We start from the raw sequence: 20,355 nt of genomic DNA on the forward strand, positions 1-20,355 counted from the left end.
TGGCAGGTTACAGGGCAGAAAGGCAGTGTTTACACTGGCACTATCAGGCAAGCAGCATCAGGCACAGACGGGTTCTGTCATACCTGAGTCTGGCAGAAGAAGTCATCCGGCATGAGCCCGGGAAAGTGAGACGGCTGAATATAGTTAACGAGATGAAAAAGCTGGGAAAAGAGTACAGTAATATGGTCATGGTGGCATGACCATATTACTGGGGATCCCTCAGCCCACAGGGAGAGGGAACGATTAAGAGAGCCGGGGTGAGGGGAAAAACTTACTTCTGCGCCTCAAGCGCTTCCTTCACCCAGCCATCAAACTGCTGCTGGTGGGCTTTAATCCAGCCGTCAACGTGGCCCTTCACATCCGCCTCAGACGATTTGCCCGCGTGCATCATCGCATTCTGGGCGTTGATGTCCGCCAGCGGCAGCTTCATTACCGAGAACAGTTTGGCGGCGGCCGGGTTTTTCTCCGCCCAGGCTTTGTTGGCGACGATATGCATCGTATTCACCGGGAAGCCATAGTTCATGTCGTTCGGCAGTTTGGTATCGATATCTTTCTGCTCGCCCGGCAGGGAGGAGAACGGTACCTGCAGCCACACCACATCTTTACCCGGCTTCAGCACGTCGCTCACCCAGTACGGGGTCCAGGTGTAATAAATCACCGGTTTGCCCTCTTTAAAGCGGGCGATGGTGTCGGCCATCATCGCTGAGTAGTTGCCGTGGCTCACGTCGACGGTTTTCGCCAGACCGTACGCTTTGTTCTGGTGGTTAATCACCGCTTCACAACCCCAGCCCGGCGAGCAGCCCATCATATCGGCTTTGCCGTCGCCGTTAGTGTCGAACAGTTTGGCGATCTTCGGATCTTTCAGCTGCTCAATATTGGTGATGTGGTACTGGTCGGCTGTTTTCTTGTCGATCAGATAACCCTGCGCCGCACCGGTCACGAAGGTGCCTTCACGGTAGAACTTCTTATCACCGCCAGCCGCGGCGTACATATCGTCGTGCAGCGGCTGCCAGTTGACGGCAGTGAAGGTCGCATCACCGGAGGCAATCGAGGTGTAGCCGACGTTGTAATCCACTTCGCTCGGCGTATTGACCGTATAACCCAGCTTCTCCAGCGCGCGGCTGACGATAAGCGTCTGGAAGCTCTCTTCCGAAATGGTGCTCTGTACCGGCTGCACGGTAATGCCTTTACCCGGCAGGTCCGCGGCGAATGCGCTGGTGGAGACAAGGGTGGCAAACGCTGTGGCAAAAAGTACCTTATGTCGCATCGTTGTTCCTTATTTTCTGAATGGGCGGGTGAGTAACCCGACAGGGCCGGTGGTATACCAGCGACGGTTGCCGCGACTGCGTGAATCACGACCGACAGCCTGGGTCAGGCGGTCAAGAATAATTGCGAGGATCACAATGCCCACGCCGCCGACGGTCGCCAGCCCCATATCGAGGCGGCCAATACCGCGCAATACCATTTGACCCAGCCCGCCAACGGCAATCATCGAGGCGATCACCACCATCGAGAGCGCCAGCATCAGCGTCTGGTTAACCCCCGCCATGATGGTGGGCATTGCCAGCGGGAGCTGAACTTTAAACAGCATCTGCCGCGGGCTGGCACCGAACGAACGGGAGGCCTCAATCAGATCCGCAGGCACCTGGTTAATCCCGAGTATTGTCAGACGAATAATCGGCGGCAGGGCGAAGATAATGGTCACCACTACGCCCGGCACGTTGCCGATACCGAACAGCATCACGATGGGCACCAGATAAACGAACGCTGGCGTGGTTTGCATCGCATCCAGCAGCGGACGAACGATCTTCGCCGCCCGTGGACTGCGCGCCAGCCAGATCCCCGTAGGCAAACCAATGACAATGCAGAAGAGCAGGGCGGTCAACACCAGTGCCAGGGTGATCATCGCCTGCGACCACGCGCCAATGGCACCAATCGCAATCAACGAGATCAGCGTGGCGATCCCCATGCCTGCGCTACCAAACTGCCAGGCGATCAGCGAGAACAGCACAATCGCCACCGGCGCGGGCATGCCCAGCATCAGCTGCTGGAAGCCGTTGAGGATGTAATCCACCGGAACGCGGATCCCCTGGAAGACGGGACGGAAATGGGTAACCACCCAGTCGATCCCCTCCGTTACCCAGCTGTCCAGGGGGATCAGCGTTTTGTGGAACGGATCCATAATATTGAAATGTTCTGGTGCCGGTGCTGGCGCATTATTGAGCCAGTCTGCCGCGCCACCGCCATCGGCCGGTGCTGGCGTGGAACCCCACGCATCGGCCGATTGCGCAGCGCTGTCTGCTGCCTCTGTGGTGCCCCACGGGTTAGATTGATCAGCCATGGTTTGCCCCCTCGCGATCTAAAGCCTGCAGCAACATCCGTTTTGAGATGATGCCGACGTACTGTTGTTCTTCACCAATAACCGGCACGGCACAGGGTGCCTGGCCGACGTGAGAGAGCAACTCGCTGAGCGGCGTTTCGGCATCCACGGCAAGCGGAGCGTCAATTAACGCCGCATCAATTCCCTGGTTTTCGCTGAGCGCGGTTTTGAGAGAATCGATGGAGACAACGCCGACAAATTTATTGCCGCGTTCAACCAGATAACCGTATTCACGGTCTTCGTCCTGCAGAAGCTTAAGGGCAGAGCGCGGACCGAAACCTGGCGTTTTACGAATAATGCCGTTCGGGGTACGACGGGCAATATCTTTGGCGCTAAACACCTGGCTAATATCCACGCCGCGGAAGAAGGTCCGCACATAATCATTTGCCGGATTATTCAGAATTTCATCCGGTGTACCGACCTGCACCACTTCGCCATTTTGCATAATGGCAATGCGGTCGCCAATACGCATGGCTTCATCAAGATCGTGAGAAATAAAGACAATGGTGCGCTGGTGTCTGGCCTGTAATTTTACCAGCTCATCCTGCATCTCGGTGCGAATTAAGGGATCAAGCGCCGAGAAGGCTTCATCCATTAATAAAATATCGGGATTAATGGCTAATGCGCGGGCTAAACCTACACGCTGACGCATGCCGCCGGAAAGCTCATCCGGATACGCATGGGCATAATTTTCCAGCCCCACCTGGCGCAATGCATCAAGCGCTTTTTCCTGACGTTCGCTGGCGGCAACGCCCGCTAATTCCATACCAAAGGCGGTATTATCCAGTACCGTCATATGCGGCATCAGGGCGAACGACTGGAAGACCATCGCAATCTTTTTTCTGCGCACCTCGCGGAGTTCGGCATCTGATATTTGGGCAATGTCTACACCATCAATCAGGACCTGCCCACGGGTGGGTTCAATCAGGCGATTGAGAAGGCGAACCATAGTGGATTTACCCGAACCGGATAACCCCATGATGACAAAAATCTCGCCTTCTTCAATGGCCAGACTGGCGTCTTTAACGCCAAGCGATAGCCCGGTTTTTTCCAGAATTTGCTCTTTCGAAAGGCCTTTTTCAATATATTTGAATGCGCGCTGCGGATGCTCGCCAAATATTTTATAAAGATTCTTCACTTCTAATTTAATTGCCATGCAATAGAGAGTGTCCTGTTATTTGTTTATGTCGATATGATTACCATGGTAAATTGTTAACGGGCATAACCCTAACATACTCAGATTCTGAGGCAACCCTGGGTTTGCTTATGGGTTGAATTTTGCAGTAAGCGAAACGGCTGAATTTCCCATGAGTAAAGGGCTGAGCGCGATCTGAATTTTTGTGAATTTTTTGCTGCGCCATCGGGGGAATTCGCCTGGATCGGAGTGATTCAGGCGAATATGTCGTGGAGATGACAGTGTAGCTGAAGGAGAAATATCCGGAAGGAAATTGGAATATTTATATTTAATTAATGAACGTTAAGGCGCTCATTAAAAATCCCAGTCCTCATCTTCTGTTTCCACCGCTTTGCCCATCACATACGATGAGCCGGAGCCGGAAAAGAAGTCGTGGTTTTCGTCAGCGTTGGGGGAGAGCGCCGCCAGAATTGCCGGGTTCACGTCGGCCATTTCCGGCGGGAACAACGCCTCGTAGCCGAGGTTCATCAGCGCCTTATTGGCGTTGTAACAGAGGAAGGCTTTTACCTCCTCTTCCCAGCCGGTTCCGGCGTAGAGCTCTTCGGTATAGCTCAGTTCGTTATCATAGAGATCCATCAGCAAATCAAGGGCAAATCCTTTTAGCTCCTCGCGTCTGGCATTACTGACTTTCTCCAGCCCTTTCTGGTACTTATAGCCGATGTAATACCCGTGCACCGCTTCATCCCGGATAATGAGGCGAATGAGATCGGCGGTGTTGGTGAGTTTGCCGCGGCTCGACCAGTACATCGGCAGCCAGAAGCCGGAGTAGAAGAGGAATGATTCCAGAAACACGCTGGCGATTTTCTTCTTCAGCGGCTCATCGGCCTGATAATAATCCAGCACCAGGTTGGCCTTGCGCTGCAGTGACTCGCTCTCTTCACTCCAGCTGTAGGCCGCATCCACATCTTTGGTCTGGCACAGCGTCGAGAAGATCGAACTGTAGGAGCGGGCGTGCACCGCTTCCATAAAGCTGATGTTCGACATCACCGCCTCTTCGTGCGGCGTCAGCGCATCGGCCATCAGCGCGGGGGCGCCAACGGTATTCTGGATGGTGTCCAGCAGCGTCAGACCGGTAAAGACGCGAATTGTCAGCTGCTGCTCGGCATGACTCAGGGTTTGCCAGGCCGGAATATCGTTAGAAAGCGGCACTTTTTCCGGCAGCCAGAAGTTGCTGGTCAGGCGGTTCCACACCTCCAGGTCCTTATCATCCTGAATGTGGTTCCAGTTAATCGCACTCACGCGTGACAGTTTCATCCTTTCTCCTTACAGCGCGCAGGACACGCAGCCTTCGAGTTCGGTGCCTTCCAGCGCAAGCTGGCGCAGGCGAATGTAATAGAGCGTTTTAATGCCTTTCTTCCAGGCATAAATCTGTGCTTTGTTGATATCCCGCGTGGTGGCCGTATCCGGGAAGAAGAGCGTCAGCGACAGCCCCTGATCCACGTGCCGGGTTGCCTCGGCGTAGGTATCGATGATTTTTTCCGGGCCAATTTCATACGCGTCCTGATACAGCGCCAGGTTTTCATTGGTCATAAACGGGGCGGGGTAGTAGACGCGCCCGGTTTTGCCCTCCTTGCGGATCTCAATTTTCGACACAATCGGGTGAATGCTCGACGTGGCGTGATTGATATAGGAGATAGAGCCGGTGGGCGGCACCGCCTGCAGGTTCTGGTTATAGATGCCGTGGCGCATCACATCGTCACGCAGCTGCTGCCACATTTCGCGCGTGGGCAGAACGATCCCGGCGCGGGCAAACAACGCGCGCACTTTCTCCGTTTTCGGCTGCCAGTCGCCCTCCAGGTACTGACTGAAATATTCCCCGCTGGCATAGCGCGACTGCTCAAAGCCCGCGAAGCGCTGGTTGCGCTCGCGCGCCAGCATCATTGAGGTGTGCAGCGCATGCCAGGTGATGGTGTAAAAATAGAGGTTGGTGAAATCCAGCCCTTCCGGGCTGCCGTAAGCGATGCCTTCCCGCGCCAGATAGCCGTGCAGGTTCATCTGCCCCAGGCCGATGGCGTGCGATGCGGCGTTACCCGCCTCAATGGACGGCACGCTGCGGATATGACTCATGTCTGATACTGCCGTCAGGCCGCGAACCGCCGTGTCGACCGTACGGCCAAAATCGGGTGAATCCATGGTGTGGGCAATATTCAGCGACCCGAGGTTGCAGGAGATATCTTTGCCGATGTCGGCGTAGTCCAGATTCTCGTCATAAGTGGACGCACTGTTGACCTGCAAAATCTCCGAACAGAGGTTGCTCATGTTGATGCGCCCGGCAATCGGGTTCGCACGGTTTACCGTGTCTTCATACATGATATACGGGTAGCCGGACTCAAACTGAATTTCGGCAAGCCGCTGGAAGAAATCGCGGGCGTTGATGTATTTTTTGCGAATGCGATCGTCGGCAACCAGCTCGTCGTAAAGCTCGCTTATCGCCACGTCGCCAAACGCTTTGCCGTAAATTCGCTCGATGTCATACGGCGAGAACAGCGCCATGTCGGCATTCTCTTTGGCGAGTTTAAAGGTGATATCCGGGATCACCACGCCGAGCGACAGGGTTTTGATACGGATTTTTTCGTCGGCGTTTTCGCGTTTGGTATCTAGAAAACGCAGAATGTCCGGGTGGTGGGCGTGCAGGTAGACCGCCCCAGCCCCCTGACGCGCGCCAAGCTGGTTGGCGTAGGAGAAGGCATCTTCCAGCATCTTCATCACCGGGATCACGCCGGATGACTGGTTCTCAATGCGCTTAATTGGCGCACCCGCTTCACGCAGGTTAGACAGTAAAAACGCCACGCCGCCGCCGCGTTTGGACAGCTGCAGCGCCGAATTTACCGCGCGGCCAATCGACTCCATATTGTCTTCTATACGCAGCAGGAAACAGGAGACCAGCTCGCCGCGCTGGGCCTTGCCGCAGTTAAGGAAGGTCGGAGTGGCCGGCTGGAAGCGCCCGGAGAGGATCTCTTCCGTCAGCTGTTCAGCCAGGGCTTCATCGCCCTGGGCCAGGGTCAGCGCCACCATCACTACGCGATCCTCAAAGCTTTCAAGATAGCGTTTGCCGTCGAAGGTTTTCAGGGTGTAGCTGGTGTAATACTTCCAGGCGCCCAGAAACGTCTGGAACCGAAAACCGCTGGCGTGGGCCCGCTCAAATAACCTGACCACAAAGGCGCGGTCGTAACGGGAGAGCACGCGTTCTTCGTAATACCCTTCGTTGACCAGGTAGTCGAGACGCTCATCCTGGCTGGCGAACGTCACGCTGTTTGGACGGACGTGGGCGGCAAAAAAGGCGTCCACGGCGTCATGATCTTTACCAAACTGGATGCGCCCCTCGCGATCGTAGAGGTTAAGCATCGCGTTTAAGGCGTGGTAGTCCGGTGTCGCCTGCATTACGCGTTCTGCGGTTGTCGTTGCCAAAATTCGTTCACTCCTTTACGTACGTTCTCTACGTCCTGCTGTGTTCCCATCAGTTCAAAGCGATAGAGATACGGCACGCCGCATTTTTGAGAGATGACATCCCCGGCGCGACCAAAGGCGTCGCCGAAATTACGATTGCCCGCCGCAATCACGCCGCGAATAAGCGCGCGGTTATGGGAATCGTTGAGAAAGCGGATCACCTGACGCGGTACCGCACCTGCCGTACCGCCGCCGCCATAGCTGGGAACCACCAGAATGTAAGGGTCGTCTACCTGAATACGCTCCCGCTCGTTGAGCGGAATGCGCACCGCAGGCAGCCCGACGCGCTCAATAAAGCGGAGCGTGTTTTCCGAGCTGCTGGAGAAGTAGACCAGCCCACTCATGCCCTTGCGGCCTGCGCGGCGAGGCGGTTAATCATGTCCGGGCGAAAGCCAGACCAGCTGGTTTCCCCGGCCACCACCACTGGCAGCTGGCGAAATCCCTGGGCACGCAGGGTATCGGCAGCCTCGGGCACCAGATCGATATTCACCATCTCAAAGTCCACCCCGCGGCTTTCCATAGCGCGTTTGGTCGCGTGGCACTGAACACAATCGTTACGAGTGTAAATAATAATGCTCATGATTCGTATTTCCATTTAAAATGAGAGAACGGCGCGAAGCATCGCGTCAGGTTGTATGTGTCTTGCTAAAGGGAATACTAGATGTAGTTGTGCTAAGTTTCAACCATACAAGATATGGGAAATTCAGATTGATGGCGCCCCAATGATGAGCACAGCGGGGCAGGGCAGGCTGCACGGGTTTTTCAGGCTTTCAGGCAAAGAAAAGCCCCGGCGCCAGAGGCAACCGGGGCTGATAACGCGTGCTTACTTACGCAGGCTAAGCAGGGCGCCAACAAAAATACCCACCGCCGCGACCGTACCCAGGGTACACAGCGGTTTTTCACGAACGAAGGTGGTGGCGCAACTTGCCATGTCGCAGGCAGCCTGGGTGGCACGAGAGCGGCCATGCATCCGGGCGCGTGTTTCACGCAGCAGAGACTGAGCCTTACGTTTTGCGGCCTCCGCATCGTCCTTCGCATCGGAGCCCCAGGATTTCAGCACCTCCTCCAGCGTGTCCGCTAATCTGCTGACATCATTACGAATATCCTGAGCGTCGTCGTTAATATCGTTTTGGTTCGGTCTGTTAAACATACGATCCTCCATAATTTTGTCTTCCGGTTTAGTTTAGTTCAGAAATTTAATATCTGAAGCGAGTCACGACTCATCAGGCCGTTTATGGAATATTCTGAAAGCCCTGCTAATGCTGAATACTGTAAGGTTGCCGGGCAGGAAAAGATAACGAGGAAAAGATATGTATTTACGACCGGATGAGGTGGCGCGCGTTCTTGAAAAAGCGGGATTCACCATGGATGAAGTGACGCCAAAAGCGTATGGCTATCGCCGTGGCGAGAATTATGTTTACGTGAATCGTGAAGCCAGAATGGGGCGTACCGCTCTTATTATTCACCCGACGCTGAAAGACAGAAGTCTGTCATTTGCTGAGCCTGCCTCGGATATTAAAACCTGCGATCACTACCAGCAATTTCCGCTCTATTTAGGCGGCGAGACGCACGAGCATTATGGTATTCCGCATGGTTTTAGCTCGCGTATGGCGCTGGAGCGGTTTCTGAAGGGACTGTTTGGCGACGCACAATAATACTGCGACTGGCATACGCCAGTCGCTTCATATCAGGCTTTTGCCTGGCTGTACTGGCTGACCCTGAACAGGCGACGACAATAGTCGAGGAAATAGCCATACACCGCGCCCATCAACATCGAAATCACGATATTTGAGCTCACCGCTGCGGCAATCTGATGCCAGTCTGCCCCCACCGTCAACAGGATCGCCACATACACAGGCGACTGAAACGTCACATAGGCCAGCACATCTGCCAGGTTTTTCATCCAGCCAGACGGGCTGATGCGGCGGGCGAAGCGCATTACGGCATCACGGTATAAGCCGTAAGGCCAGGCGATAATAATGTTCACCGGGATCGCTACCAGACGCGAAGAAAGTGACTGCTCGAAGGTCATTCCGGAGAGGAATATTTCAATCAGCATGTTCACGACGGAACAGTAGACAACCATCGCGAAAGTATCCGCTACCGCGTGGCGCAGGCGAGATTGCGGTGAGAACATGGCTGAGCTCCTTGAGACGCACAAAAGTAATGATTTTAGTGATTTGGGTTGGTTTGGTTGACGTGTATAGCGTATCCTTCTGGCTTTAAACTAACAACTAGTGTTAAATTTTTATTTATTCGCGTTTTTTCCACAAAATCCTCTAAAGATGATGGTTTTTTGCTCGCTTCGTTATTTTGTTTCTCGTCCTGTTTTTTGATACACAAAATCAATGGGTTGCTTGCGATGTGTGGGCAGCGACCGTGCGACACGCAGCGCGCAGCGTACCATCCTGTGATTTGCCTTAAAACCGACCGTTTATGTTGTTATGAATGTTTATTAAAAGCAGCGCGACAACGCGATATCCGGATAATATAAGCGGCGTCTTTAAAAATATTTACAATAATGACAAAAAGCGTCGATGGGTGGATATTATGTTTGAAATGAATTATTCTTCGCTTTGATTTTACGACTCACCACAAAAAAGGTTTTCAAATAATATGTCTTTGACGTTACAGAATCTTAATAATATCCGAACTCTGCGCGCCATGGCGCGTGAATTATCCCTGGACGTTCTTGAGGAAATGCTGGAAAAAGTCAGGGTCGTTGCTGAAGAGAAACGTAGTGAGCAGGCGGAATTAGAGCAACAGCGCGCTGAGCAGCAGGAAAAAATTAATGCTCTGCTGGAACGGATGAAAGCCGATGGTATTTCACCGTCCGATCTGCTGGGTGTAGAGCTGGCGCATGCGGGTAAATCGGCGAAAAAACGTAAGCCGCGTGAAGCAAAATATCGCTTTATTGACCAGAACGGTGAAGAGAAAACGTGGACCGGTCAGGGCCGCACGCCGAAGCCTATTGCCAATGCGCTGGAAAACGGCAAATCACTGGATGATTTTCTGATCTAATGCGTGAGCCGGGCGGAAAACTCCGCCCGGTTGTCTGTTTAGCAGACGCCAAAATCACCGTCTTCGGTGTACAGCGCAACATCCGCTGCTTTCAGGGTATATTTCTCGCCCTGCTCATTGCTGGCCTGAACGGCCACAATGCTATCCCCATTCACTTCGAGCACTTTCAGTTTCGGGCCGCCCTGACGCGGTTGCACATAATCACCGACAGAAAACATAGAACCTCCTCATCGTTTTAGCGATCTTCACTGTAGCCCACGTCACACGCCGGGTACAGCAGGGTTCATCGATTACTGCTTATGAGGTATGTCTGTTCCACGGCATCACCTTGAGCAGTCTTGCCATGCCGCAAAATCCGGTCAGGCCAGCAAACAGAAGCCCGGCCCCGACAAAACCGCTCAGCAGGAAGAAGCCGCTGGAGAGCGTATAGCCCAGCACCACGCCGCACAGAATCAGCAGCCCGGCAGCAATTTGCACCTGACGCATCAGCGGCAGCGGCTGGGATTTATCTTCTACGGTCGGTAGTCCGGCCTGTTTCCAGCCCTGAATACCGCCCTCGACCACCAAGGCCTGAGCAGGCGACGCCGCCAGGGCAAGACGTGCGGCGTTGTTCGATGTTCTGGCCCCGGACTGGCAGTGAAAAATCACCGTTTCACCTGCCCCGGCGTTCAGTGCGCCGGGTAAGGTGTCCAGCGGCACGGACTGTGCGACGGGAATATGCTCGCGGGCATATTCGTCAGGATCGCGAATATCAATCAGCTTTGCGCCGTCACCAATAAGCGCGTTTGCCTGCTGTGGCGTAATCAGAGGAAGAGACATGGTGTTTCCTTACGGTCGTGTTTTATGTAGTAGAGCATTTAAAGAAGGATTTAAGCCAGTGTAAAGAGGGTAAAGGCAGGTAAAAGCGTGCCAGCCGAATGGCAGTTACCCGTAAACTGGCTACGCTTAGAGATGTCTCTTTTATAATTTTCAATTGGTTAGCTTGCACGGAGTCTTTATGGGTTTTTGGCGTGTTGTTTTTACGATTATTCTCCCGCCGCTGGGCGTACTGCTTGGCAAGGGACTGGGCTGGGCGTTTATCCTGAATATCCTTCTGACCATACTGGGCTACTTCCCTGGACTTATCCACGCGTTTTGGGTTCAGACGAGAAACTAGGTGCGCCACAGTAAGTCGCTGTAGATCCCGGTCAGTACGCCCTGCGGGCCGAACTGCTGTTTGATCCAGCGCGTAACCTGGCCGGTCGCCGCATGCTGCGTGGCAAGCAGCATGCGCGAATCCTGACGCGGGTTATTAATGCGTCGTGTCACCAGCAGCCCGTCCGCTACGGCCTCCCGGGCCATGTATTCCGGTAAAAAACCGATCCCTTCCCCCAGAATCTGACACTGGCATTTGGTGTTAAAATCCGGCACCAGAATCGCCTCCTGCCCGTGCAGTAGCCAGCCGACCTTCTTATTTATGGTGTGCGCGGTGTCCTCCACCATGATGTTCGGGTAGAGGCGCAGCTGGCTTTCCGCGATCGGTTCCGGGACAAACGCCAGCGGGTGTTCCGGCGCGATGGCGAATACCCAGCGGATAGCGCCAATCTCCGTGTAATCAATGCCGCCGCCGTCAAGAAGCGTATCCGGCGCGCCAATCGCGATATTGGCCTGGTTATTGATGATTGAGTCCCAGACGCCGTTATAGACCTCCGTGGTGACGGTGATCTGGCAGGTGGGAAACTGCTTTTTCAGCACCTGCAGCAGCCGCGCGGTATGACGTGGGGTATACAAAAGCTGATTGATGCAGATGCGTACCCGCGCCTCGATGCCCTGAGAGATGGTGTCTATCCCACGCCTGATGGCATAGAAATCGTTCAGCAGATCGGTAGCCTTGCGGTAAAAGTAAAAGCCGGACTCGGTCAGCTCGATGCTGCGGGTGTTACGCACAAACAGCACCACGTCCAGCCCGGTCTCCATACGTTTGATGGTGTAACTGATGGCCGACGTGGTCACACCCAGCTCGGCGGCGGCTTTGCTGAAACTGCCAAAACGCGCCGCCGTGGTGAAGGCCAGCAGATTCTCTTCAGTAAAGATGGAATTCATATTACGGCTCCGGGTTACCATCAGTTTTGAACATATTTTAACAGCGGCGCAACAACGCATTTGACGGCGGTCACAGTTCTGATGTTTAGCTACAAGCCTTGTTATGCAAGGCTTCTTTGGTCATAAGGAAAATGCCGTGAATGGCCTGAAAAAACGCTTACCCATAAGAAAAAGGTTGCACAGACGCACGTTTTGGCTGAACCGTTGAATTTAACTCAACAATGAATTGACTGTCGATGAATGATTTTTAAGCGGATTCTTTTCTGAAAGGGCTGTTGCTATTCTCAGGTCATCAGCAACACACCATCGGGAGTCTGTATGTCTGCGAACGAACTTGTGACGGAATTTTTACTGGCGGCAGAGCAGGGTAATGTCGACGCGCTAAAAGCCTGCCTGGAGAAAGGTGTCGATATTAACGCCACCAACCGTCAGAAAAGAACCGCCATTGTTATTGCCAGCCTGAAAAAACATTACCCCTGTGTCGCATTATTAATTGACGCCGGTGCGGATATAGATAAACAGGACCAGACCTGTTTTAACCCCTTCCTGATCAGCTGCCTGACCAATGATTTAACCCTGCTGCGGCTTGTTCTGCCCGCCAACCCGGATCTGGACCGTCTGACGCGCTTCGGCGGAGTGGGGATTACGCCCGCCAGTGAGAAAGGACATGTGGAAATTGTCCGCGAGTTGCTGGAAAAGACCGATATCAACGTTAATCACACCAACTTCGTCGGCTGGACGCCGCTGCTGGAAGCCATTGTCCTGAATGACGGCGGCCCGAAACAGCAGGCGATCGTGAAGCTGCTGCTGGACCACGGTGCGAATCCGCACATGACCGATAAATACGGTAAAACCCCGCTCGAACTGGCGCGGGAAAAAGGCTACCACGCGATAGCTGACCTGCTGCTGGCGGCGGGCGCGTAATTTATTCGGCCAGCCTGTTTCCGGCTGGCCCCCATTTCAAACGTATTTTTCCGACGTGCATTTTGCACGACGGCGGCCCCCTTTTATCCGCATTCAGGAGAAAATAATGCCCACAAAAATCGTGATTAAAAAGAACACGTATTTTGACTCCGTCTCATTAATGTCCGTTTCCACCAAAGCCAATAAATTGCCAGGCGTTGAACAGGCGTTTGTGGCGATGGCGACGGAAATGAACAAAGGCGTATTAAAAAATCTCGGGCTGTTAACGCCGGAATTAGAGGATGCGAAAAACGGCGATCTGATGATCGTCATTAAAGGCGACGCGGCCAATGATGAAACCCTGGCGGCGATTGAAGCGTTATTCACCCGAAAAGAGAGCGCGGGCACCCATGAAGCACGTTACGCGACTCTGGCCAGCGCGAAAGCCCACCGTCCCGACAGTAACCTGGCGGTGATTTCAGTAAACGGCATGTTTGCGGCACGCGAAGCGCGCAAGGCGCTTGAAAACGATCTCAACGTGATGCTCTTTTCCGATAACGTATCCCTCGACGATGAGCTGGCGCTCAAGCAACTGGCGCATCAGAAAGAGCTGCTGATGATGGGGCCAGACTGCGGCACCGCTATTATCAACGGCGCAGGACTGTGCTTCGCCAACGCCGTACGCCGCGGGTCGATAGGCATTGTCGGGGCGTCCGGCACCGGTAGCCAGGAGCTGAGCGTGCGCATTCATGAATTTGGCGGCGGGGTATCGCAGCTGATTGGCACCGGCGGGCGCGATCTCAGTGAAAAAATCGGCGGTCTGATGATGCTCGACGCCATCGACATGCTGGAGGCCGACGATGCCACCCAGGTCATCGCGCTGATCTCCAAACCGCCAGCGCCAGCGGTGGCAGAAAAGGTGCTGACGCGTGCCCGGGCCTGTCGCAAACCCGTCATCGCCTGCTTCCTTGGACGCAACGAACCGCCCGCCGATGAAGACGGTCTGCAGTTCGCCCGTGGCACCAAAGAGGCGGCCCTGAAGGCCGTGCTGCTCACCGGTATCAACAAAGCGTCCCTTAACCTGCATCCGCTCAACTGGCCCCTGATTGAAGAGGTGCGCGCCCGTCTCACTCCGCAGCAGAAATACATTCGCGGTCTGTTCTGTGGCGGCACCCTGTGTGATGAAGCGATGTTCGCCGCGCTTGAGAAGTACGACGACGTCTACAGCAACATTCAGCCCGATCCGGCGAAACGCCTGCGCGACATTAACGTCAGCCAGGCTCACACCTTCCTCGATTTTGGGGATGACGATTTCACCAACGGCAAACCGCACCCGATGATCGACCCGACCAACCGCATCAGCCGCCTGCTGCAGGAGGCGCGCGATCCGGAAGTGGGCGTAATTGTGATGGACTTCGTGCTGGGCTTTGGCGCGCATGAGGATCCGGTCGGCGTGATGCTCGATGCCATTAAAGAGGCGCAGGCGATTGCGAAAGCCGATAACCGTCCGCTGGAGATCCTCGGCTATGTGTTGGGCACCGACCAGGATCCCCAGTCGCTGGCGCAGCAGTGTCAGCTTTTGACCGATGCCGGCGTGATCTGGGCCAGCAGCAGTACTAACACCGGATTACTGGCACGCGAATTTGTCTGCAAAGGGGAGAACGCCTGATGACCACCTTATTCAACCAACCGCTGAACGTCATTAACGTCGGTATTGCGCTGTTCAGTGACGATCTTAAAAAACAGCACGTCCCCGTCACCCAGCTCGACTGGGCACCGCCGGGGCAGGGCAATATGCAGATCGTCGAAGCGCTCGACCAGCTGGCCGCGGAGCCGCTGGCAGAGAAGATCGCTGCCGCCAACAAGATTGCGCTGGAGCGCATCATTCAGTCCCACCCGGTGCTGGTGGGGTACGACCAGGCGATTAACGTTGTGCCGGGGATGACCCGTACCACCATTCTGCATGCCGGTCCTCCGGTGAGCTGGGAAAATATGTGTGGCGCGATGAAAGGCGCTGTCACCGGCGCGCTGGTGTTTGAAGGGCTGGCGAACGATCTGGAGGAGGCAGCAAGGCTGGCGGCTTCAGGCGACATCACTTTCTCGCCGTGCCACGAGCACGACTGCGTGGGCTCGATGGCGGGCGTTACCTCCGCGTCGATGTTTATGCATATCGTTGAGAACAAAACCTACGGCAACCGCGCCTACACCAACCTCAGCGAGCAGATGGCGAAGATCCTGCGCATGGGCGCCAACGACCAGAGCGTCATTGACCGTCTGAACTGGATGCGCGACGTGCTTGGCCCGATGCTGCGCGACGCCATGAAGATTATCGGCGAAATCGATCTGCGCCTGATGTTGGCTCAGGCGCTGCACATGGGTGACGAATGCCACAACCGCAACAACGCAGGCACCACACTGCTGATCCAGGCGCTGACGCCGGGGCTGATCCAGGCGGGCTATCCGGTGGAGCAGCAGCGCGAGGTATTTGAGTTTGTCGCCAGCAGCGACTACTTCTCCGGCCCGACGTGGATGGCGATGTGTAAGGCCGCGCTGGACGCCGCCCACGGCATTGAGCACAGCACCGTGGTCACCACCATGGCGCGTAACGGCTACGAGTTTGGTCTGCGCGTCTCTGGCCTGCCAGGGCAGTGGTTCACCGGCCCGGCGCAGCAGGTGATTGGCCCGATGTTCGCGGGTTACAAGCCGGAAGACTCCGGGCTGGATATCGGCGACAGCGCCATCACGGAAACCTACGGTATCGGTGGCTTTGCGATGGCGACGGCACCGGCGATTGTCGCGCTGGTGGGCGGCACGGTGGAAGAAGCCATCGATTTCTCCCGCCAGATGCGCGAAATCACCCTCGGTGAAAACCCGAACGTCACCATTCCGCTGCTGTCGTTTATGGGCATTCCAACCGCCATCGACATCACCCGAGTCGCAGGCAGCGGCATTCTGCCGGTCATTAACACCGCCATTGCCCACAAAGACGCCGGTATTGGCATGATTGGCGCGGGCATTGTGCACCCGCCGTTTAGCTGTTTTGAAAAGGCGCTGTTGACCTTCCGCGATCGCTACTTTTTATAAGGCAAGCATCCATGAAAAACATGAAACTGGAGTGGAAAAGAGGTGACTGGGCGGCATATTTCGGGTTGATGACCAACAACCTGACCAATTTGCTGACCATGATGGGGTTGCTCATTTTTGTCGTCGGCATCCCGAAGGAGATTGTTTATGGACGCATCGCGCCGGCCTTCGGGCTGGCGGTGCTGGTGGCGAGCGTCTGCTACGCGTGGTTTGGCCTGCAGATGGCGCGCGCCACCGGACGAACGGACGTCACCGCGCTGCCGTCTGGCCCGAGCGCGCCGTCGATTTTTACCGTTACTTTTCTGGTCCTGATGCCGGTCTACCAGCAAACCGGTGACGCGGATTTTGCCATTCAGATCGGTCTGGTGTGGTGCTTCGTCGAGGCGATGATTCTGGCGGGCGGCTCTTTCCTGGGGGAGACCATCCGCAAGATGATCCCGCGTACCGTGCTGCTCTCGTGTCTGTCGGGCCTGGGCCTGTTGCTGCTGGCGATGAACCCGATGCTGCAGGCGTTTGAAGCGCCCACCGTGTCGTTCATTGTGCTGCTGCTGATCTTCATTAACTGGTTCGGCAAAAAACCGATCTTCGCCAGGATCCCGACCGGTCTGCTGTTGTTGATTGCTGGCACGGTGTTAGCGTGGATCTCCGGCCTGCAAAGCCCGGAGGCAATCAAAGCCTCGATGTCCTCTTTCGGCTTTAACCCGCCCGAAGTCCATGTTGAAGGTTTCCTGCAGGGCTTGCCGCACGCGCTGCCGTACCTGGCGTCTGCCGTGCCGCTGGGGCTGGCGAACTACATCTTTGACCTGGAAAACATTGAAAGCGCCCACGCGGCGGGAGACGAGTACCCGACCCGCAAGGTAATGCTGGCGAACGGCCTGGCCTCCATGCTCGGCTGCCTGATGGGCAATCCGTTCCCGGTGACGGTCTATGTGGGTCATGCGGGCTGGAAAGCGATGGGCGCCAGCATCGGCTACACGCTGGCCTCCGGCGTGACGATGTTTATCGTGCCGCTGTTCGGGCTGGGGGCGTTTATGCTCGCCATCATTCCGATGACCGCCATCGTGCCGATCCTGGTGTTTATCGGCGTTGTCACCGCCAACCAGGTGGTGAGGGAAACGCCCAAAGTGGAGGTGCCCGTGATTTTCATCTGCCTGTTCCCGTGGATCGCCAACTGGGCGTTGACCATGATGAACAACGTGATGGGCGCGGCGGGCACCAGCGCGGCGAAAATCGGCACCGACGTGCTGCACAGTAAAGGGATCTACTACGAGGGGCTGGTGCATCTGGGCAGCGGCGCACCGCTCGCCAGCATGCTGTGGGGCTGCATCGCCATCTTCGCCATTATCAACAAACCGCTGCGCGGCGCCGTTGCTGCCGCCGGTGGCGCACTGCTGGCGCTGTTTGGCGTGATCCACGCCCCGGTGGTGGGCTTTGCCGAAGGCAGTTCGCTGATGTTTGTGACGGCGTATCTGATGATGGGCGGCATGTTTGTGGTGAAGCATGTGCTGGATATCTCTGTTAATCCCCCTCTCCCTGTGGGAGAGGGCCGGGGTGAGGGCACCAGAACGCACCTTCTAAAGGAAACAAAATGAAAGAGCTTATGGTCGTCGCCATTGGCGGCAACAGCATTATCAAAGATAACGCCAGCCAGTCGGTTGAACATCAGGCGCAGGCGGTAAAGGCGGTGGCAGAGTCGGTGCTGGAGATGCTGGCCTCGGACTATGACATCGTGCTTACCCACGGCAACGGCCCCCAGGTGGGGCTGGATCTCCGCCGCGCCGAAATTGCCCACGAGCGGGAGGGACTGCCGCTCACGCCGCTGGCAAACTGCGTGGCGGACACCCAGGGCGGGATCGGCTACCTGATCCAGCAGGCGCTTAACAACCGCCTGTCTGCACGCGGTGAGCAAAAAGCGGTCACCGTCGTCACTCAGGTGGAGGTGGATAAAAACGATCCGGGCTTTAGCCACCCGACCAAGCCTATCGGCGCGTTCTTCAGCGAAGCGCAGCGCGATGAACTGCAGCAGGCGCATCCGGACTGGCACTTTGTTGAGGATTCTGGCCGGGGCTATCGTCGCGTGGTGGCGTCGCCGCAGCCGTTACGCATTGTTGAAGCCGATGCCATCAAGACCCTGACGCAAAAAGGCTTTGTGGTGATTGGCGCGGGCGGCGGCGGTATTCCGGTGGTGCGCACGGAGCAGGGCGATTACCAGAGCGTTGACGCGGTGATTGATAAAGATCTCTCCACCGCGCTGCTGGCGCGCGAGATCCGCGCCGACGTACTGGTGATCACCACCGGGGTCGAAAAAGTGTGCATCCACTTTGGCAAGCCGAATCAGCAGGCGCTGGACACGGTGAGCGTGGCGCAGATGACGCGTTACAAAGACGAGGGCCATTTCCCGGCGGGCAGCATGCTGCCCAAAATCGTCGCCTCGCTGGAATTTTTACACCATGGCGGCAAGCGCGTGATCATCACCTCGCCAGACTGCCTGCCCGCCGCGCTGCGCGGGGAAACCGGTACCCATATTGTTAATGAAGGAAGATAAGATGAGTGAAAATAAAAGCCGCCGTGAATTTATCAGCCAGAGCGGCAAAATGGTCACCGCCTGTGCGCTGTTTGGCGCGACCGGTTCCGTCGCGTATGCTGCCGATTCCGCAAAACCAACCTGCGAGACGGGCAAACCGATGAACATCACCGCTAAACACTACTACCTGGACAACGTGCTGCTGGAGGCCGGATTTAACGTCGACGGCGGCGTGGCGACGAGCACCCGCACCGAGCTGAAAACGCTGGAGATCAAAGACGGGAAAATTGTCGCCCTGCGCGATAACAAAAGTCACGCGGACGCCACCCTGCCGCACTATGACGCAGGCGGCAAGCTGATGCTCCCGGCGATGCGCGATATGCACATTCACCTGGATAAAACCTTCTACGGCGGCCCGTGGCGTTCGCTCAACCGCCCGGCGGGTACAACCATTCAGGATATGATCCGCCTTGAGCAGAAGCTGCTCCCCGAACTCCAGCCTTATACCCAGGAGCGCGCCGAAAAGCTGATCGATTTGATCCAGTCGAAAGGCTCCACCCTCGCCCGCAGCCACTGCAATATTGAGCCAGTCTCGGGCCTGAAGAATCTCGAGAACCTGCAGGCGGTGCTGGCGCGCCGCAAGCCCGGATTTGACTGCGAGATCGTGGCGTTTCCACAGCACGGCCTGCTGCTGTCGAATTCCGAAAAGCTGATGCGCGAGGCGATGCAGGCCGGGGCGCACTACGTGGGCGGGCTGGACCCAACCAACGTTGACGGGGCGATGGAGAAATCTCTCGACACCATGTTCCAGATTGCGCTGGATTACGACAAAGGGGTGGATATTCACCTGCACGAAACCAGCCCGGCGGGCGTGGCGGCGGTGAACTACATGGTCGAAACCGTGGAGAAAACCCCGCAACTGAAGGGCAAACTGACCATCAGCCACGCCTTTGCGCTGGCCACGCTCAACGAGCAGCAGGTGGACGAGATTGCCACCCGCATGGCGGCGCAGCAGGTGACTATCGCCTCCACCGTACCCATCGGCACCCTGCACATGCCGCTGAAGCAGCTACGCGATAAAGGCGTGTTTGTCATGACGGGCACCGACAGCGTGATCGACCACTGGTCGCCGTACGGCCTGGGGGACATGCTGGAAAAAGCGAATCTCTACGCCCAGCTCTATATCCGCCCTAATGAGCAGACGCTGTCCCGCGCTTTAGGTATTGCGACCGGTGACGTGCTGCCGCTGAACGACAAAGGTGAACGCGTCTGGCCGAAAGCGCAGGACGACGCCAGCTTTGTGCTGGTGGACGCCTCCTGTTCCGCCGAGGCGGTGGCGCGCATATCTCCGCGCACCGCGACCTTCCATAAGGGGAGCCTTGTCTGGGGCACGGTGGGTTAATGTGCATTTTTCCCTCTCCCTGTGGGTTGAGGGATCCCCAGTAATTTTTTACCGAAAGCGACGAAAGTTGTTTCAAGAAAATTAATGACTTACAGCGACGCCCTGGTCCGGCTGTAAATCGCTGAGGCGTTTCCTGCAGGCCGGGGCGAGGCGCAGGGATGCGCCGAGAGGGCGGCTTTACAGGGACGTTACATCCGCCCGTCCCCGATAAGCCGGAAGGAATAAGCCGAAGGCACCGCGAAGCGGCGATTTACCGCCGGGAGCCCGGGTCGCCAGGGCGGCGGCGATTGAGCCGCCCTGGCACGTTCACGGGCTAT

Annotated in this window: 21 protein-coding genes and 1 pseudogene; 10 read left to right on the forward strand and 12 right to left on the reverse strand. The window is 56.2% G+C overall.

Annotation, left to right across the window (positions count from 1 at the left end; all coding sequences use genetic code 11):
* Positions 1–200 (forward strand): annotated as a pseudogene (locus APU11_RS28640) (IS4 family transposase); the annotation flags it as partial.
* A gap of 71 nt (positions 201–271) precedes the next feature.
* Here APU11_RS28640 and proX read toward each other — a convergent pair.
* The 8 genes from proX to APU11_RS01410 form a co-directional block, all read right to left on the reverse strand.
* Positions 272–1,267: a glycine betaine/L-proline ABC transporter substrate-binding protein ProX gene (gene proX / locus APU11_RS27850; protein WP_058651042.1), complete on the reverse strand. Its 996-nt coding sequence runs from the start codon at positions 1,265–1,267 to the stop codon at positions 272–274.
* Positions 1,268–1,276: 9 nt separating this feature from the next.
* Positions 1,277–2,341 carry a glycine betaine/L-proline ABC transporter permease ProW gene (proW, locus tag APU11_RS27855; RefSeq protein ID WP_013098424.1) on the reverse strand — a complete coding sequence of 355 codons (1,065 nt, stop codon included), beginning with the start codon at positions 2,339–2,341 and terminating at the stop codon, positions 1,277–1,279.
* The gene (gene proV / locus APU11_RS01385; protein WP_013098423.1) at positions 2,334–3,536 is read right to left on the reverse strand and encodes a glycine betaine/L-proline ABC transporter ATP-binding protein ProV; all 1,203 of its coding nucleotides are present in this window, start codon (positions 3,534–3,536) and stop codon (positions 2,334–2,336) included. Before proV ends, proW begins: the two co-directional genes overlap by 8 nt.
* A 333-nt stretch (positions 3,537–3,869) precedes the next feature.
* The gene (nrdF, locus tag APU11_RS01390) at positions 3,870–4,829 is read right to left on the reverse strand and encodes a class 1b ribonucleoside-diphosphate reductase subunit beta (protein ID WP_045294775.1); all 960 of its coding nucleotides are present in this window, start codon (positions 4,827–4,829) and stop codon (positions 3,870–3,872) included.
* Positions 4,830–4,838: 9 nt separating this feature from the next.
* Positions 4,839–6,983 (reverse strand): class 1b ribonucleoside-diphosphate reductase subunit alpha, encoded by a 2,145-nt coding sequence (gene nrdE, locus APU11_RS01395; RefSeq protein WP_058651043.1) that lies wholly within the window; start codon positions 6,981–6,983, stop codon positions 4,839–4,841.
* Positions 6,956–7,366, reverse strand: coding sequence for a class Ib ribonucleoside-diphosphate reductase assembly flavoprotein NrdI (gene nrdI, locus APU11_RS01400; protein ID WP_058651045.1), 411 nt, complete (start codon positions 7,364–7,366; stop codon positions 6,956–6,958). Before nrdI ends, nrdE begins: the two co-directional genes overlap by 28 nt.
* The gene (gene nrdH, locus APU11_RS01405) at positions 7,363–7,602 is read right to left on the reverse strand and encodes a glutaredoxin-like protein NrdH (RefSeq protein ID WP_013098419.1); all 240 of its coding nucleotides are present in this window, start codon (positions 7,600–7,602) and stop codon (positions 7,363–7,365) included. The genes nrdI and nrdH overlap by 4 nt, the downstream gene beginning before the upstream one ends.
* Positions 7,603–7,845: 243 nt before the next feature.
* The gene (locus APU11_RS01410; RefSeq protein ID WP_029883716.1) at positions 7,846–8,172 is read right to left on the reverse strand and encodes a DUF883 domain-containing protein; all 327 of its coding nucleotides are present in this window, start codon (positions 8,170–8,172) and stop codon (positions 7,846–7,848) included.
* Positions 8,173–8,332: 160 nt separating this feature from the next.
* On the opposite strand from APU11_RS01410, the gene APU11_RS01415 reads away from it, so the two are divergent.
* Complete coding sequence (locus APU11_RS01415) at positions 8,333–8,677, forward strand: DUF2002 family protein (protein ID WP_013098417.1); 345 nt, start codon at positions 8,333–8,335, stop codon at positions 8,675–8,677.
* A gap of 32 nt (positions 8,678–8,709) precedes the next feature.
* Here APU11_RS01415 and alaE read toward each other — a convergent pair whose 3' ends face one another.
* Complete coding sequence (gene alaE / locus APU11_RS01420) at positions 8,710–9,159, reverse strand: L-alanine exporter AlaE (protein WP_013098416.1); 450 nt, start codon at positions 9,157–9,159, stop codon at positions 8,710–8,712.
* A gap of 479 nt (positions 9,160–9,638) precedes the next feature.
* On the opposite strand from alaE, the gene stpA reads away from it, so the two are divergent.
* Positions 9,639–10,043, forward strand: a complete 405-nt coding sequence (gene stpA, locus APU11_RS01425) for a DNA-binding protein StpA (RefSeq protein ID WP_013098413.1) — start codon at positions 9,639–9,641, stop codon at positions 10,041–10,043.
* A gap of 38 nt (positions 10,044–10,081) precedes the next feature.
* Here the strand turns inward: stpA and APU11_RS01430 are convergent, their stop codons facing one another.
* Together APU11_RS01430 and APU11_RS01435 are read right to left on the reverse strand one after the other, a co-directional pair.
* Entirely contained in the window at positions 10,082–10,261 is a 180-nt protein-coding gene (locus APU11_RS01430; protein WP_023621597.1) for a hypothetical protein, read from the reverse strand.
* A 79-nt stretch (positions 10,262–10,340) separates the two neighbouring features.
* Positions 10,341–10,862 carry a rhodanese family protein gene (locus tag APU11_RS01435; protein ID WP_058651047.1) on the reverse strand — a complete coding sequence of 174 codons (522 nt, stop codon included), beginning with the start codon at positions 10,860–10,862 and terminating at the stop codon, positions 10,341–10,343.
* A 178-nt stretch (positions 10,863–11,040) separates the two neighbouring features.
* On the opposite strand from APU11_RS01435, the gene APU11_RS01440 reads away from it, so the two are divergent.
* Positions 11,041–11,199: a YqaE/Pmp3 family membrane protein gene (locus tag APU11_RS01440; RefSeq protein ID WP_013098410.1), complete on the forward strand. Its 159-nt coding sequence runs from the start codon at positions 11,041–11,043 to the stop codon at positions 11,197–11,199.
* Here the strand turns inward: APU11_RS01440 and APU11_RS01445 are convergent.
* The gene (locus APU11_RS01445) at positions 11,196–12,125 is read right to left on the reverse strand and encodes a LysR substrate-binding domain-containing protein (protein ID WP_020684930.1); all 930 of its coding nucleotides are present in this window, start codon (positions 12,123–12,125) and stop codon (positions 11,196–11,198) included. The genes APU11_RS01440 and APU11_RS01445 overlap by 4 nt on opposite strands.
* Before the next feature lie 318 nt (positions 12,126–12,443).
* Here APU11_RS01445 and APU11_RS01450 point away from each other — a divergent pair, with 318 nt between their 5' ends.
* From APU11_RS01450 to APU11_RS01475, 6 genes are all read left to right on the forward strand, one after another.
* A complete protein-coding gene (locus APU11_RS01450; protein ID WP_014832999.1) occupies positions 12,444–13,049 on the forward strand; it encodes an ankyrin repeat domain-containing protein in 606 nt (201 codons plus the stop codon).
* Positions 13,050–13,155: 106 nt separating this feature from the next.
* Entirely contained in the window at positions 13,156–14,697 is a 1,542-nt protein-coding gene (gene fdrA / locus APU11_RS01455) for an acyl-CoA synthetase FdrA (protein ID WP_058651049.1), read from the forward strand.
* Positions 14,697–16,112 carry a DUF1116 domain-containing protein gene (locus APU11_RS01460; RefSeq protein ID WP_058651050.1) on the forward strand — a complete coding sequence of 472 codons (1,416 nt, stop codon included), beginning with the start codon at positions 14,697–14,699 and terminating at the stop codon, positions 16,110–16,112. Before fdrA ends, APU11_RS01460 begins: the two co-directional genes overlap by 1 nt.
* Positions 16,113–16,123: 11 nt before the next feature.
* Positions 16,124–17,704, forward strand: coding sequence for a hypothetical protein (locus tag APU11_RS01465; protein ID WP_058651051.1), 1,581 nt, complete (start codon positions 16,124–16,126; stop codon positions 17,702–17,704).
* Complete coding sequence (locus APU11_RS01470) at positions 17,701–18,657, forward strand: carbamate kinase family protein (protein ID WP_020684934.1); 957 nt, start codon at positions 17,701–17,703, stop codon at positions 18,655–18,657. Before APU11_RS01465 ends, APU11_RS01470 begins: the two co-directional genes overlap by 4 nt.
* Position 18,658: 1 nt before the next feature.
* Positions 18,659–20,038 (forward strand): amidohydrolase family protein, encoded by a 1,380-nt coding sequence (locus APU11_RS01475; protein ID WP_058651052.1) that lies wholly within the window; start codon positions 18,659–18,661, stop codon positions 20,036–20,038.
* The last annotated feature ends 317 nt before the right edge of the window (positions 20,039–20,355 follow it).

It is taken from the genome of Enterobacter sp. 50793107, assembly GCF_001463365.1.
Classification (GTDB): domain Bacteria; phylum Pseudomonadota; class Gammaproteobacteria; order Enterobacterales; family Enterobacteriaceae; genus Enterobacter; species Enterobacter cloacae.